The organism is Microcoleus sp. S1D4, from assembly GCF_036700765.1.
GTDB lineage: Bacteria > Cyanobacteriota > Cyanobacteriia > Cyanobacteriales > Microcoleaceae > Microcoleus.
On record NZ_JAUBPP010000014.1, the window covers coordinates 24,512 to 38,877 of the forward strand.

Genomic DNA, 14,366 nt, shown 5'->3' on the forward strand with positions numbered 1-14,366 from the left:
AAATTATAGTCTATTCCAGGAGCGACTGTAAGATAATTATGCGTTTTTTTAGTTTTGGCTGTCTTGGTATTTTAGGCTTCTTAATTATCCTCTCGGTTGCGCCCCGAGAAATTATGAAATCGGGTATTCGCAGCGCTAGTTGGAGTCCAAACGGCCAATATGCGATCGCCATTGTCAGACATCCGATGCTGTTTGCTATGCCTGGTGGGGGCAGCGATGCGCCTTGCGATGTATTTTTGTTCGATGCGTCTGGAAGGGAGTTGAAGAGTAAAAGTTTTGAGATGGTGCAACTTGTGTCTGCGGGCTGGCAGGGCGATATCGTTGAGGTTGGGATGTTCGATCGGTGGGAATTGCCCAAAATAGATAATATCAACATTCTGCTGTTTAGTGCGGCTTACACGGGCAATTTGGCGGAAGTCGAAAAGCTGTTGCCAAAAAATGCGGATGTTCATTTCAAGACTTATTTAAACCAAACACTGTTACACGCGGCTGCTTTTGGCGGGAATCAGACTATTGTAAAGTTGTTTCTGCAAAAAGGATTGAATGTAAAGGCGATCGACAAAGCAGGAAAAACTGCCCTGCACATGGCGGCTGCTGGAGGGGGTAGCGGGGTGATAGACTTATTGATTGCCAGCGGTGCAGATATGGAGGCGATCGATCGCAATCAACGCACGGCACTCAACATCGCAGCAGAAAGCGGTAATTTTGCAGCAATGAAAGCCTTGATTAATCGAGGCGCTAATGTGAACGATGACAAAAATTTGTTTACTGTTATTAGCAGGTTTAAACCGGGAAAAAAGAAACTAGAGATGGTTGAATTAATCCTGAAAAATCAAGCCCAAATTCCTAAAGGCTTGCTGTATAGTGCGGTGTCTCGTGGAGATATTGAGACTGTGAAATTATTGATCGATCGCGGTGCTGATGTCAACGCTCCCGATCCTTACGACAATACTACTATATTGATGAGAATTGTTCAACCGAATACGGGTATTTCCCAGGAATTAAAACCTGAATTAGTGAAGTTGTTTCTTTCAAAGGGTGCGGATGTGAACGCTCGCAATAAAAATGGTGCAACGGCTTTAACCATTGCTGAAAAATCATCAACTTCGGAGATTGTTAAGTTACTCAAGCAGCACGGCGCTAAAAATTAAGCGGTTTTCTGACAATCAAGATTTACGATTAAAATTGAAAATAACAGCTAGTACACGCTCTGAGAGAGCTACTGATTATCAGTTATTAACCCATGCCTTCCTCAGCGCTTGCGTCTTTAAATCCCAACCATAAGAGCATAATCTTTTCCACTTCCGTCATTTGCTCTGTTGTTAGACTTCCCAAATTTCGCAGCAGCTTGGCGTGAGGGATTGTAATAATGTTCTGCACATCAAATACTCCCGATCGCAAAAAGTGAGTTTTAATATCTACCTCAAATCTAGATCGGCGCGAGCTTGTTGTATGTGGAATTATAGTCGCTAATGCACGGTCTATATCCAAAGCCGGAATACTAATTACTAGGCACGGTCTGACTTTCGCTACGTAACCTAGATCTACGAGCCAAACCTCTCCGCGATTGGGACTACTCATAAGCCGATTCTTCTCGATCTAACTCTAAAAAAATTTCTTCAGCATTCAGAACTAAATCATCGTCAGACAAAGGTGGCAAGTCTAAATGAATGACTCGTTTCAAAATTTCTAACGCCACTTCCAGCCGCTCTGAGTCTGGTAGGCGATCGAAGGTGTTTAGGAATTGTTGTACTAAAGCGGTCATAGTTATTTTCCTGAGACACATTTTTAGTATAACACAAAATCTATCTGTTCGCTGCATTTACCATGACTGCTTATAACCTCAGAGAGAGCGCATTTTCTTTCTAAACTGCCATTATAGTTAGAAACCGCAATCTCAAACTACCCATGCCGCAATACTTCGGAAAACTCCAAACCACAGAACAGCCTTGGTCAACGATCGGCGCTGTACAATCGATCGCTCGAACGAATCGCACAATTCACTTCAACTGCGGCGAAACTTCCCTAAACATCAGCATCCTCGCCCCCAATTTAGTCCGAGTGCGAATGTCCCCAACGGGCGAATTTAAAGAACGATCGCACTCAGTAACTCTCCCCGACGAACAGTGGGAAATTGTACCCTTTGAAGTGCGAGAAACCGACGAAAAAATCGAAATAGAAACAGCACAAATAATAGTTTCTGTCAAGCGATCGCCCGCTGCAATCGAATGCTTCGACAAATCGGGAAAACCCTTTGCTAGCGACTGCGATCGCGCCCTAGGATGGCGCGCGGGTGCAACCGCAGGCTGGAAGCGCATCGAAGCCGACGAACACTTCTACGGTTTCGGCCAGCGCACCGGCTTCCTCGACAAACTCTCCGAACTCAAGACAAACTGGACAACCGACGCGCTAGACTACAATTCCCTCACCGACGAAATGTACCAGGCGATCGCATTTTACATCGCCCTGAATCCCGATCGCGCTTACGGCATCTTTTTCAACACTACTTTTTGGAGTCAATTCGATATCGGCGCCGAAAAACCGGGAGTTTTGCGGATGGAAACCAGAGGCCCGGAACTCGACTACTACATCATTTACGGCCCGGAACCCGCCCAAATTCTCGCCACCTACACCCAGTTAACCGGTCGGATGCCACTCGCGCCAAAATGGGCGCTCGGATACCACCAGTGCCGCTGGAGCTACGAATCCGAGGACGTTGTGCGGGAGTTGGCGCAGGAATTTCGCGATCGCAGCATTCCCTGCGATGTCATCCACCTCGACATCGACTATATGCGCGGCTACCGCGTTTTCACCTGGAGCCCGAAGCGTTTCCCCGATCCCGCGAAACTGATCGCAGACTTGAAAGCAGCGGGTTTTAAGGTGGTGACGATTGTCGATCCCGGTGTCAAGTACGAACCGGAAGCAGATTATGAAATATTCGATAGCGGTGTAGAAAACGACTATTTCGTCCGCACCGCAGACGGAAAGCTTTTCCACGGCTACGTTTGGCCGGATAAATCGGTGTTTCCCGATTTCCTGCGGCCGGAGGTGCGCCAGTGGTGGGGCGAGTTGCACAAAACCCTTACAGATATTGGGGTTGCGGGGATTTGGAACGACATGAACGAACCTGCGATCGCAGAACGTCCTTTTGGTGACGGCGGCGAACACATTTGGTTTCCGCTGGATGCGCCGCAGGGCCCGGATGACGATCGCGCGACTCACGCTGAAACGCACAATTTGTATGGGTTGATGATGGCGAAAGCTTGTGCGGAAGGGTTGCAAAAAGTGCGATCTAATGAGCGGTCTTTTGTGCTGACGCGATCGGGATTTGCGGGCGTACAGCGTTACTCTTCCGTGTGGATGGGCGACAATCAATCGCTGTGGGAGCACTTGGAAATGTCGCTACCGATGCTTTGCAATATGGGACTTTCCGGCGTAGCGTTTGTCGGTTGCGACATCGGCGGTTTTGCGGGGAATGCAACCGCCGAAATGTTCGCGCGGTGGATGCAGGTGGGGATGCTGTATCCCTTGATGCGCGGTCATTCTGCCATGAGTACGGCGCAGCACGAACCGTGGGTTTTTGGCGATCACACTGAGAAGATTTGCCGCGAATATATCAATTTGCGCTATCAGTTGTTGCCCTACATTTACACCTTGTTTTGGGAAGCTGCAACGACGGGCACGCCGATTTTGCGACCGTTACTTTATCACTTTCCGCGCGATCGCACAACTTATCACCTTTACGATCAAGTATTGCTCGGCCCGTCGCTGATGGCTGCACCCGTTTACCGGCCTGGAGTTGAGCACCGCGCCGTGTATTTGCCGGAGGGTACTTGGTACGATTGGTGGACGGGCGAATGCTATCAGGGCCCGACGCACATTTTGGCCGATGCGCCTTTGGAGAAAATGCCGCTTTACGTGCGGGGCGGGGGGATAATTGCGATGGAACCTGTGAGGCAATTTGTCAGCGAACAACAGCTTGATTCATTGAAAATGCGAATTTGGCCCGGAACTGGTGAATGGACGCTTTATGAGGACGACGGACAGAGTTTTGAACAGGAACAAGGTGTCTGGGCTACGACTAATTACCAGGTGTATTTTGAGGGTGAAAAAGTGATAGTTGAAATTGCGGCGCGGGAGGGAGCATTTGCGATTTCTGAACGTGAAGTTACTGTCGAAGTTGTTGGCGTTGGCGAACAGCAATTTAGGGATGATGGTGCGGTGCGGCGTTTGACATTTGGATAATTTATGAAGTGGCGATCGCATTTTAATCACAATACTGCTAATCAGTAGGTGTTAAAAGGCGGGGCGGGATTTCGGCAAATCTATCTGGATATTGAAATAGGATTCTGTAAAAAGTTCGAGCTGCTTTGCTTCTGCTTCTTCTATTAATTTCCCCTTCTGTTTACCCTCACCAAGAGGTTTAACAAATCCATCCTTACCCCGCTTTTCCAGCAATCCTGTATATAAAAACCATGTGAGCATTCTACTGGTATAGTCCTGTGAGGTTTTAGTGCTTACAGGCTTTTTACTCGGATATATATCAGCTATTAATTTCTGCACTCCCCATCTTGTCATAGTTTTGTGATGCTCTAGTTTCCTATATATCTCTTTAGTAACTGCATGGTTTTTTAATCGCTCCGCTAAATATTCAGTGAATTCCTTATCTGATAAATTTGACAAATATGGTTCAACTACTACTCTATCCCCTTCAAAAGATACCATATTAAAATTTTGAAAATCCAAAATAATACTTTTGGTAGTTTCTTTTGAATGCTCAGTTTGTATACTTAATTCCTCAAGAGTTATACCTGGCAAGTATTCTTTTGTTAATAATTTAAAAATTTTTAATACAGTCCCAATGGGATTTCGGATTCTGTAGCTCATGCTCTCAACCTCCCAGGTTGGAAATAGACACAACTGTACGGGTTTTTCCTGCTGGTAAAAACTGCGATTCAATAATATTTCTTCTAGCTGGGAACGTTTTGATAAATCACTCACTGAGAGAATTGACAAACCCGAACCCTCAAACTTTTGAGGATTCTGGGTGACAATTGCACTTACATTCATCTCAATTGCACAAGCTACCTCCATTGCCGATTCAAAATGCCTGATAGGTAATGACCTTGCTTTCTCTTGAATACCGGGGTTAACAGGGCAGACTTTTATATGAAGTTTTTTAATGTTTAAAACAACTTCATCAGCAATTGGTTCACCATTCAGGTCCCTTAAATAAGAGTGAATTCCATTTAAACCGCTCTCAGTTATGTACCCCTGAACATGAGGAAGTTTAAGAATCTGCCAGCAATTTTCCGCATCTTCTACAAATTGACTACGATTTAGCAAAGCCTCCAATATGAGGCTTGGATCGACTTGAATCTGCATTATTCATATACCTCTTGCTTTTCAAACTCCCCCTTCGTTTCAGGATTAGCTGTTTGGGCGGGTTTGTGGGTATTTAACATCCTTCGCAAATCTTCTAATGTAGGCCGTTTTGCATTAGGCTCTGCGGGTTGAGTCTCTACGACATACTCGATCAAGTCTTCCGCGCTACAGTCAAACAGCTTGCAGACCTTGACAATCCTTTCTATCCATTCTATTCCACTTCGTCCTTTCTCCCAGTTGGCGACTGTGTTTTCCGTTACTCCAAGCAGTTGTGACACTTCTAACTGGGTCAACCCTGCCTGCTCACGGAGTTGAGCGAGCCTTGGGACTGGCTTTGTACGTTCCATAAGTCGTTTTTCTCCACGCTGATCAGAGTATAGCACAAATTTGCCTAAAAGAATTTGGGCAAACCCCTTGACAGCCTAAATTTTTTTGGGCAAAATAGGAGTATCCCTGCTCCTAGAGGCACGACCTCACAAAATCGTGTCGAGCTAAGGGAAGACAAGTAACCACCCTATGTAATGGAGCCAATTATGGGTAATCCCAGCTTTGACATATCAAGTTTGCAGGATTTTAAGCCAGCAAAGGCTCACTGCCAGAAATGCTACGGCCTGCACAAGGTCATCCCTCAAAATAAGAAGCAACAGATTCAGTGTCAAATTTGTGGTGTTCAATATGTTGTTCATGGTCACGCCCAAATAGAGAAATTTCGCTCCCATTTCAAAGAGCGGGGTCTTTATATTGAGTTGAATGACAATGTGAAACATATTGAGCGACTTGGATCTATCGCAAGTCGTTTACGGCAATACAAGCCAGATTATTCGCCTATCAATGGATTATTGGAAGGACTGAACCAAGCCCAAAATTTTGTCCATTTCACAACTTTTGGCACTTGCAAGGAGATTCTGGGCTATTTGAAGTACGCAGCACAGAAGGTTAAGGTGCGTGGCATTGTATCTATACCTTCCAACCAAGAAAATTGGCTTTTGCCTGAACTGGAAAACTACAAAAACGAAGCGCCGAATTTAGAAATTAGGATTGTTCGCAGTTCAAACTGGCAACAACTACCTCATCAAAAACTGCTGGTGATTGATGGTTTGGTAGCTTTCACAGGTGGCGCTAATCTCACTCTAACTGGATGGCGTAAAGCATATCGGGGATACGATCACGTAGAGGTTATAACTGATCTTGACAAGGTGATTGAACTACATAATCGCCTATTCTCACCCCGTTGGGCAGAATTGAGCAATTATGGCGACACGATAGCTATTGGTAATGAGCTGATTGACGATAATGCTGCTTGAAATAAGAGAGGCAGGGATTTGAATCCCTGCCGACCTAATTGTAAGGCAACTAGATTACTTAACAACTACTGTTATAATACAGCATGAGGAGATGAACAAATAAAATTATTGTGATTGAATTATGCAAGCCATCCAAATTACCACATTCCAAGCTTTGCGGCGCAGCTTGGGCCTGATAATCAAAGCCGCACCCATTGAACTCCGCAATTTAATATTACTCAATATCATTCGCGGTACAGCCCCATCTGGCGTACTATTTTTAGATAAATTAATCATTGATGAAGTCTCTCGCTTGCTGTCGCAACCCAAAACAGCACAGCCCTTAGCTTTGATACTTTCTCATCCAATATTGCTGTGGAGTATTGCCGGAGTCTTAACTCTCAAATTAGTCAGCGATTCCATCGATACAATGAGTTCCTTTACAGTAACATCTTTGCGCGATCGCCTTCAAGGCGCAGTTGAAGGAAAAGTCCTGGAAAAAGTCGCCAATTTCGACGATATCGCCCTGTTTGAAAACCCAGAACTCTTAAATATTGTAGAACTCGCAAAAACCGGAGTATCCCGAATACAACAACTAGCATTCAGCATCAGCATGACAATCACCGGAATTTTTATTTTTATTCCATCTGTCAGCCTTGCTGCTGCTATAGCGTGGTGGGTACCCGTGCTGATGTTAATCTCATCACTTCCCTCAATTTACATCGAAAGAAAATATACCAGAATCATCTGGAGAGTTCAAAAAAAGCAAGCTAAAATTAGTCGCGAAATGAACTTGTCATCCCGAGTATTAACTGGGGAAGAATACGCTAAAGAATTGCGTTTGTTTGGGTTGCAAGAACTTTGGCTGAAACGCTGGCAAAGTCAGTTCGTGCAGTTTTTTAGCGAGATGCAGGGCATCCGAAAAAAAGCATCAATTATTGTACTGTTGTGGTCAATATTTAGTAGAGTAGGAGTAGCTTTGCCTTTTGTTTATGTAGTAATGGGAGCTTTGGGAGGGCGCTATACTTTGGGGGATTTGGCGCTATATTCTGGCTTGATAGTCCAAGTAGAAAACAGTTTAGAATTATTGATTAATAGTTACACTAATTTGTACGATATTGGCCTCGGTGTCAGTCCGATTTTTCAACTATTGGATCTGAAGCCAGAATTGCAGTCTCCGCTGGTAAATGTAGCATCTCGCTTGCCAAACTTGCCGGCTCGCAGCCAAGATGTTGAGGTGAGAAAAGATAAAATTGGCATCGAAATTAAGGATTTATCTTTTGGCTATCCCGGTAGCACTAAAAACACAATTACAGATATCAACTTAACCATCAATCCGGGGGAAATGCTCGTGCTTGTTGGGGAAAATGGCGCGGGGAAAACGACTCTTGGCAAACTCCTCGGCCGCCTGTACGACCCGACAAGTGGTACGATCGCCTGGAACGGTCAAGATTTGCGATCGTACTCTCTAGCATACGTGCGATCGCGCATAGCAGTAGTCATGCAAGATTACGCCCGTTTCCCCTCCACAGTCCGCGAAAACGTCGGTTTCGGCGACTTGCTTTCCCTGTCGGATGACACCGCAATTAATCAAGCAATTTCCGAATCAGGAATTGCAGCTAAAATCAACAGTTTAGACAAAGGTTTAGAAACACCCTTGGGGAAACAATTAGAAGACGGCATAGACTTATCGGGGGGACAGTGGCAAAGAATTGCGATCGCCCGCGCCCTCATGCGGCTTTCTACAGCCGAAGTGCTAATTTTTGACGAACCAACCGCCGCCCTCGACCCCAAGACAGAACACGAAATTTACAGCATCTTCCGCCAAATCGCCGTCGGAAAAACAACGATTGTCATCAGCCACAGATTGGGATTGGCCAAAATTGCCGATCGTATCGCCGTGATGGAAAATGGTAAAATAGCCGAAATCGGAACCCACAACGAATTGATAGCATCAAACGGAATTTACTGCTCAATGTTCACCCGTCAAGCTAGCAGCTATATTTAGAGTCAAACAAACAAAATTTCGGTAGGGGCGGCTTCACCAACTATATCCAACTCCAACAGACAATCTACATAAACCCGCCCCCACCAAGCGACAGAAATACGATCGCACTTCCATCGCTGCGTAGCGACAAACCGGGTTTCTGCGACAATTTGCAGATGAGTACCAGAGATATCGGCAGAAACCAAGTTTCTGGGGTTAGCCACTTTTTTGAGAAACTTGTCAGAAAGTGCGAGTTATAATAAAACCAACCTAGTTGGCAATAATATCAACGATGGAAACTATAACTCTCAACCTACCTGCAGCCGTCGCTTTAACCGACGAACAATTTATCAATTGTGCATCGCTAATGAAGAGTGGCGATTAGAACAAACCCCAGAAGGAGAACTAATTATTATGCCTCCAACAGGCGGCGAAAGCGGCATCAGAAATTCCGAGTTGACTACAGACCTAAATTTGTGGAATCGTCAGATTCGATTGGGAAAAGTCTTTGCCTCTTCCACCGTCTTTCAATTACCTAACGGTGCGAAGCGTTCCCCTGATGCTGCTTGGGTACTCCTAGAACGTTGGGAAGCATTATCCGCAGAAAATAAGCGCCAATTTCCTCCCCTGTGCCCGGACTTTGTAATTGAATTGCGTTCTGCAAGTGATTCCCTAGAAACATTGCGGGCTAAAATGCGGTATTATCGAACTAATGGCTGTCGCTTAGGTTGGCTAATTGACCCGCAAACGCCTTTAGTAGAAATCTATCGGTTGTCCGAAGATGTAGCAGAAGTAATTAATTTCTCTTTTGACCAACCGCCAAAACTTTCGGGTGAAGACGTACTTCCCGGATTTGTTCTCGATCTTACACCTATTCTCAATCCTTGAATCTCGATCGCACTTCAATCGCTGCGTAGCGACAAACCGGGTTTCTGCGACAATTTGCAGTTGAGTACCAGAGATATCGGCAGAAACCAGGTTTCTAAGATTAGGAAAAATAGCGACAAACCGGGTTTCTGCAACAATTTGCAGTTGAGTACCAGAGATATAGAAAGAAACCCGGTTTCTGAGATTATTGTGCCTCCGAAAAGTCGTAGCGTAGCGGGGCGTAAGCCATCGCCAATTACCTCCCAGTCAGCGTATCAGCATAAGGATCTGGCAAAGCTTGCTGCACCTCCAAAACCGACAAAGAATTACCAGTCAACGGTTCGCTAATCAACTTTTTTTTTACCCCATCCCCGCGCCTGTCCCGTTCTTGCAACTTCAGCAATTCCTCTTGATACACAGCAACAATTCGCCCCAAACTCACCACCAAATCATCCCAATTCTCATCTCCCACCAACTTCTCAGAAATCCCCTCAAATAACTCTCCAGCTTGCCTTTTTTGAACATACGCTTTCAAAAGCTTTCCCGACTTTTGCAAAACCGCCTGATAAATGTCCCCATCAGACCACCACAGCCCCTGTTGACTCAGCAGCCAAGTTAAAATATACTCGCGAGCGTGTTGCTCCTTCACCCAGGCCGCCAGATACTGCAAATCTTCCATAGTTACAAAAGTCTCCTAAATTTTCCTCAAAATGTGCGCTTGTTTGTATCTATCGTTACTGCGATCGGCACAATAGTGGCCTTAGCATCACCAGTCCTTGTCTTTAATATCCCTTAAATCTTAAAAAAACCCTACTGATTTACCAAACAGCAATTCTTACAATATAAAAATAAACCTAAACCTCCTCGGTCTATTGTCCAATACTTTAGTCCACCGGAAAGCGGTATACCCCGCCTCGCTTTCCTCTATCTCAAATCAAACCTCCAGCGAAACTAGCGGGTTATTAGCATGACAAAGCAAAATTTTGGTTTAATCGGTCTAGCCGTAATGGGCGAAAACCTAGCCCTCAACGTCGAAAGCAGAGGCTTCTCGGTAGCTGTATACAACCGCACAACAGCTAAAACCGACGAATTCATGGCCAAACGCGCCCCCGGCAAAAACATTGTAGCCGCCAAGACTCTCACAGAATTCGTCGATGCCCTAGAAACCCCGCGCCGCATCTTAGTCATGGTGCAAGCTGGGAAAGCCGTAGATGCAGTCATCGATCAGCTCAAACCCATGCTGTCACCGGGCGACATGATCATTGACGGCGGAAACTCGCTATACGACGACACCGAACGCCGCACCAAAGATTTAGAAGCAGCCGGACTGGGATTTGTCGGCATGGGCATCAGCGGCGGCGAAGAAGGCGCGCTCAACGGTGCTAGCCTGATGCCCGGTGGCACCCACGCCGCTTACGGCATCCTAGAGCCAATTCTCACAAAAATAGCAGCTCAAGTAGATGACGGCCCCTGCGTCACATTCATCGGCCCCGGCGGTGCCGGTCACTACGTGAAGATGGTGCACAACGGCATTGAGTACGGGGATATGCAGCTCATTGCCGAAGCCTACGATTTGCTCAAAAACGTGGCGGGACTCAACGGTCAGCAGTTGCAAGAAGTATTTGCCGAATGGAATACCACCGACGAACTCAACTCGTTTTTGATTGAAATTACCGCGAATATTTTCAAGTACATTGACCCAGAAACTAAGCAGCCCTTAGTTGAGGTAATTATGGACGCGGCCGGTCAAAAAGGCACGGGCCGCTGGACTGTCATGAGTGCTTTGGAATTGGGCGTGAGCATTCCCACAATTATCGCTGCGGTGAATGCGAGAATTATGTCTTCTTACAAAGAAGAGCGCGTCAATGCTTCCCACGTACTGACGGGGCCTACCACCAAGTACGAAGGCGATACTAAGGAGTTTGTTAACAAAGTTCGAGATGCGCTTTACTGCTCGAAGATTTGTTCCTACGCCCAAGGCATGGCGCTGTTGAGCGCGGCCTCGAAGTCGTACAATTATCACTTGAGTTTGAGCGAAATTTCCCGAATTTGGAAAGGCGGCTGTATCATTCGGGCTGGATTTTTGGACAAGATTAAAACAGCTTTCAATGACGATCCGGCGCTGCCGAATTTGCTGTTAGCGCCGGAGTTTAAACAGACTATTCTCGATCGCCAATCAGCTTGGCGCGAGGTGTTGTCTACCGCTAGCCTGCTGGGGATTGCAGTACCGGCCTTCAGCGCGTCGCTGGACTACTTCGACAGCTACCGGCGCGAAAGATTACCGCAAAACCTGACGCAAGCTCAGCGCGATTATTTTGGGGCTCACACCTACGAGCGCACCGACAAACCGCGCGGTGAATTCTTCCACTCTGAGTGGACGCAGGCTGCTGAAGAGTCGCTGCAAACCGGCACTACGGACTAATTTGGTGTAGGGTGCGTCAGGCGAGGCGATCGGCAAAGTGAGAAAACATTCAGCCCGCTCCGCACCCTACAATCTACTTGCAATATTATAAATCTAATTTTATGAAACCTTTTATAGGAAAAGCCACTGCTGTTATCGGTGAGATGGCAGTAGCAGTATTTGACACACTTAAAGAAGAAAAGTCAAGAAAACGTTTATTAGAAAGTGGTATTGTGGAAGTGGATGAAATGACAGGAAAAGAGTTTGAAGAATTTCTACGTGTTCATTTTATAAACTGTGGCTACACTGTTAATTTAACTCAAGATAGTCAAGATTATGGGGCTGATTTAATTTTATACAAAGATGGCTCAACAACAGTGGTTCAAGCAAAAAGAAGCAAAAATTCAGTTGGGATTAAAGCCGTTCAAGAAGTAGCAGGAGCCGTCAGACACTACAAAGGAAATAAAGGCAGAGTAATCACTAACAATAGATTCACAGAAAACGCTCAAAAAATTGCTAAATCTAACGAAGTAGATTTATGGGATCGAAAAAAACTAATCGAATTCATCCTGATATCTGAATAGTGTAACTAATTTATATATAGCAATCCTAAATCATTTGTGAATTTCTTACTCCCTCCCCGAACTCGCGGGGAGGGTTGGGTGACGAGAAATATAGAGATCAACCCGGTTTCTGAGATTTACGCAGAATAGATATCAAATGGTTCTATACAAGTTCTGCATCGCGAACTAATTGCCTCAAATCAAAACAATTCAACTAGCACTCGCTCCCCAGGTATCAACCGTTTGCTGCAAACCCTCTCGGTAGCTTGCATAGCGCGGACTCCACCCAAACTGCTTGCGGAATGAGTCGCTGTTGACAGTAGTAGAAAGCTTTAATAAATCGACTTGTTGAGGGGTGACAACTAACACCAGTGCTAGCGGTGTCAGCCACATGGGGATCCGCGCGGGGCGTTTTCTGCCCAGGGTGAAGGCGAATCGATCGATAAAATCAGCAAAAGACACCGGCACACCATCGACAACGTTAAAAATTGCACCCTTTGGTTCCGATTCGTCGGCTACCTTTACCAAAGCCGCCGCCGCATCCTCAAAGTGCAGCCAGTTTCCCAGATTGCTCTCAGGCCCGGCAAAATAAGGACGACCCATTTTAAACGATTTTATATACAGTTTGAGGTCTTCCGATTCAGGCCCGTACAGGTATCCCATCCGCAATACACAAGTCGGAATCTGACTGTTTGTCACCTGATTTTCGGTGGCGATCGCCATTTTGAAAATTGCGTCATCTCCTGGTACGCTCAATGGTGTGTTTTCTGTTGCTTCCTTGGTGTTACCGTACAAAAAAGTGTAGCTAGTGTGAATTAGCAACTTAATATTTGTGTCTTTTACCGCTGTCAGCAGTGCGCCAGTTGTTGTAGAAAGCGTTTTATCGAATCCTTTCCAATCTTGTCCGTCGCTGAGCAGGGTATTTGCTTTTTGCGGGGTGAGGTTGACAACCACATCTGGATTGGCGGCGAGAATCGCATCCCTGAGTTCCACACCGCTGGAATGGTCAGTTTCTACTGCAACTCCGCCGGCTGAATGCACGGCTGCTGCACCGTCTTTTTCCTGTGTCAATCCAGTTACTTTGTGTCCCTGCGCTACAAACTGCCGGACTGTTGCTTCTCCGAGTTCGGAGTCGGCGCTGGTAATAACAATGCTCAGCTTTATATCTGCCATCTGCTGGATCACCTATTTTTTCTGTTTCTACATACTTACTATTTTTGCAACCTCAAAAGCGACTATCTCTTGGTAGAAAAAGTAGTGATTAGGATTTATGCAGGAGGGATGAGAAACCGGGTTTTTGGAGAAAATATTTAGTTGTAACCCGCAGTCAGGGTAAAAAAACCGGTTTCTGTGGTCTAGATGTGTCAGTCGCGGTTATTCTAAAGATTAAGTTACCCAAATTATCTCTACAGCTTGCTCGATCGCCCGCCCAATCATGCTAGAAATTTCCAACACAGTATTTATTGCCGATCGCGAAATCGAGATTAGCGCCATTCGCTCCCAAGGCGCGGGCGGGCAAAATGTCAATAAGGTGGCGAGTGCTATTCACTTGCGCTTTGATATCCCAGCTTCCTCATTGCCCGATCGCTACAAGCAGCGTTTGTTGCAAATCAACGACGGGCGCATCACCTCCGAAGGTGTGATTGTCATCAAAGCGCAGGAACACCGCAGCCAGGAACAAAACCGGGAGGAGGCTTTGAGGCGGCTGCAAGAACTGATTAAAAGTGCGATCGTCATCCCCAAAAGGCGCAAACCCAGCAAAGCGACTCGCAGTTCCCAGCGCAAGCGTCTCGACAGCAAAACCAAGCGGGGGCAGATTAAGGCTCTGAGAGGGAAAATTACCGATTGATGGACGAATCGGGCGATCGGGCTTTTTGACT

At 46.0% G+C, this 14,366-nt stretch carries 14 protein-coding genes and 1 pseudogene; 8 read left to right on the forward strand and 7 right to left on the reverse strand.

The genetic code is table 11. The features are described 5' to 3' along the window. Positions 1-113 precede the first annotated feature (113 nt). The gene (locus QT998_RS15920; RefSeq protein WP_333115296.1) at positions 114-1,151 is read left to right on the forward strand and encodes an ankyrin repeat domain-containing protein; all 1,038 of its coding nucleotides are present in this window, start codon (positions 114-116) and stop codon (positions 1,149-1,151) included. Between the two features lie 85 nt (positions 1,152-1,236). Here QT998_RS15920 and QT998_RS15925 read toward each other — a convergent pair whose 3' ends face one another. Beyond that, a complete protein-coding gene (locus QT998_RS15925; protein WP_333115294.1) occupies positions 1,237-1,581 on the reverse strand; it encodes a type II toxin-antitoxin system PemK/MazF family toxin in 345 nt (114 codons plus the stop codon). Further along, complete coding sequence (locus QT998_RS15930; protein ID WP_194012076.1) at positions 1,574-1,765, reverse strand: hypothetical protein; 192 nt, start codon at positions 1,763-1,765, stop codon at positions 1,574-1,576. The genes QT998_RS15925 and QT998_RS15930 overlap by 8 nt, the downstream gene beginning before the upstream one ends. Positions 1,766-1,908: 143 nt before the next feature. Between QT998_RS15930 and QT998_RS15935 the strand changes: the two genes are divergently transcribed. Next, positions 1,909-4,245 (forward strand): glycoside hydrolase family 31 protein, encoded by a 2,337-nt coding sequence (locus tag QT998_RS15935; protein ID WP_333115291.1) that lies wholly within the window; start codon positions 1,909-1,911, stop codon positions 4,243-4,245. Positions 4,246-4,296: 51 nt separating this feature from the next. Here the strand turns inward: QT998_RS15935 and QT998_RS15940 are convergent, their stop codons facing one another. Beyond that, a complete protein-coding gene (locus QT998_RS15940; protein ID WP_333115288.1) occupies positions 4,297-5,385 on the reverse strand; it encodes a PIN domain-containing protein in 1,089 nt (362 codons plus the stop codon). Next, the gene (locus QT998_RS15945) at positions 5,385-5,732 is read right to left on the reverse strand and encodes a helix-turn-helix transcriptional regulator (RefSeq protein WP_333115285.1); all 348 of its coding nucleotides are present in this window, start codon (positions 5,730-5,732) and stop codon (positions 5,385-5,387) included. Before QT998_RS15945 ends, QT998_RS15940 begins: the two co-directional genes overlap by 1 nt. A gap of 186 nt (positions 5,733-5,918) precedes the next feature. On the opposite strand from QT998_RS15945, the gene QT998_RS15950 reads away from it, so the two are divergent. Both QT998_RS15950 and QT998_RS15955 read left to right on the forward strand, forming a co-directional pair. Then, positions 5,919-6,689 carry a phospholipase D-like domain-containing protein gene (locus QT998_RS15950; protein WP_333115283.1) on the forward strand — a complete coding sequence of 257 codons (771 nt, stop codon included), beginning with the start codon at positions 5,919-5,921 and terminating at the stop codon, positions 6,687-6,689. 121 nt (positions 6,690-6,810) lie between these two features. Beyond that, complete coding sequence (locus QT998_RS15955; RefSeq protein ID WP_333115281.1) at positions 6,811-8,676, forward strand: ABC transporter ATP-binding protein; 1,866 nt, start codon at positions 6,811-6,813, stop codon at positions 8,674-8,676. A gap of 2 nt (positions 8,677-8,678) precedes the next feature. Here QT998_RS15955 and QT998_RS15960 read toward each other — a convergent pair whose 3' ends face one another. Beyond that, positions 8,679-8,879: a hypothetical protein gene (locus QT998_RS15960; RefSeq protein WP_333115278.1), complete on the reverse strand. Its 201-nt coding sequence runs from the start codon at positions 8,877-8,879 to the stop codon at positions 8,679-8,681. Between the two features lie 68 nt (positions 8,880-8,947). Between QT998_RS15960 and QT998_RS15965 the strand changes: the two are divergent. Then, positions 8,948-9,543, forward strand: a pseudogene (locus tag QT998_RS15965) (Uma2 family endonuclease). Between the two features lie 235 nt (positions 9,544-9,778). On the opposite strand, the gene QT998_RS15970 reads toward QT998_RS15965, so the two are convergent. Next, complete coding sequence (locus tag QT998_RS15970) at positions 9,779-10,201, reverse strand: hypothetical protein (protein ID WP_333089901.1); 423 nt, start codon at positions 10,199-10,201, stop codon at positions 9,779-9,781. A gap of 288 nt (positions 10,202-10,489) precedes the next feature. Between QT998_RS15970 and gnd the strand changes: the two genes are divergently transcribed. Continuing rightward, entirely contained in the window at positions 10,490-11,944 is a 1,455-nt protein-coding gene (gene gnd, locus QT998_RS15975) for a decarboxylating NADP(+)-dependent phosphogluconate dehydrogenase (RefSeq protein WP_333089903.1), read from the forward strand. Positions 11,945-12,045: 101 nt separating this feature from the next. Then, a complete protein-coding gene (locus QT998_RS15980; protein WP_333115276.1) occupies positions 12,046-12,507 on the forward strand; it encodes a restriction endonuclease in 462 nt (153 codons plus the stop codon). Positions 12,508-12,696: 189 nt separating this feature from the next. On the opposite strand, the gene QT998_RS15985 is transcribed toward QT998_RS15980, so the two are convergent. Then, on the reverse strand, positions 12,697-13,659 hold the full coding sequence (locus QT998_RS15985) for an NAD-dependent epimerase/dehydratase family protein (RefSeq protein ID WP_333115273.1): 963 nt from the start codon (positions 13,657-13,659) through the stop codon (positions 12,697-12,699). 262 nt (positions 13,660-13,921) lie between these two features. Here QT998_RS15985 and arfB point away from each other — a divergent pair, with 262 nt between their 5' ends. Next, positions 13,922-14,335 (forward strand): alternative ribosome rescue aminoacyl-tRNA hydrolase ArfB, encoded by a 414-nt coding sequence (arfB, locus tag QT998_RS15990; protein ID WP_333089908.1) that lies wholly within the window; start codon positions 13,922-13,924, stop codon positions 14,333-14,335. The last annotated feature ends 31 nt before the right edge of the window (positions 14,336-14,366 follow it).

Excerpts from the sequence above, each read along its gene's own strand:
- QT998_RS15980 (WP_333115276.1), top strand. The coding sequence starts at position 12,046 with ATGAAACCTTTTATAGGAAAAGCCACTGCTGTTATCGGTGAGATGGCA.
- QT998_RS15970 (WP_333089901.1), bottom strand. The coding sequence starts at position 10,201 with ATGGAAGATTTGCAGTATCTGGCGGCCTGGGTGAAGGAGCAACACGCT.
- arfB (WP_333089908.1), top strand. The coding sequence starts at position 13,922 with ATGCTAGAAATTTCCAACACAGTATTTATTGCCGATCGCGAAATCGAG.
- QT998_RS15935 (WP_333115291.1), top strand. The coding sequence starts at position 1,909 with ATGCCGCAATACTTCGGAAAACTCCAAACCACAGAACAGCCTTGGTCA.
- QT998_RS15950 (WP_333115283.1), top strand. The coding sequence starts at position 5,919 with ATGGGTAATCCCAGCTTTGACATATCAAGTTTGCAGGATTTTAAGCCA.
- QT998_RS15925 (WP_333115294.1), bottom strand. The coding sequence starts at position 1,581 with ATGAGTAGTCCCAATCGCGGAGAGGTTTGGCTCGTAGATCTAGGTTAC.
- QT998_RS15930 (WP_194012076.1), bottom strand. The coding sequence starts at position 1,765 with ATGACCGCTTTAGTACAACAATTCCTAAACACCTTCGATCGCCTACCA.
- QT998_RS15955 (WP_333115281.1), top strand. The coding sequence starts at position 6,811 with ATGCAAGCCATCCAAATTACCACATTCCAAGCTTTGCGGCGCAGCTTG.
- QT998_RS15945 (WP_333115285.1), bottom strand. The coding sequence starts at position 5,732 with ATGGAACGTACAAAGCCAGTCCCAAGGCTCGCTCAACTCCGTGAGCAG.
- QT998_RS15920 (WP_333115296.1), top strand. The coding sequence starts at position 114 with ATGAAATCGGGTATTCGCAGCGCTAGTTGGAGTCCAAACGGCCAATAT.
- gnd (WP_333089903.1), top strand. The coding sequence starts at position 10,490 with ATGACAAAGCAAAATTTTGGTTTAATCGGTCTAGCCGTAATGGGCGAA.
- QT998_RS15940 (WP_333115288.1), bottom strand. The coding sequence starts at position 5,385 with ATGCAGATTCAAGTCGATCCAAGCCTCATATTGGAGGCTTTGCTAAAT.
- QT998_RS15985 (WP_333115273.1), bottom strand. The coding sequence starts at position 13,659 with ATGGCAGATATAAAGCTGAGCATTGTTATTACCAGCGCCGACTCCGAA.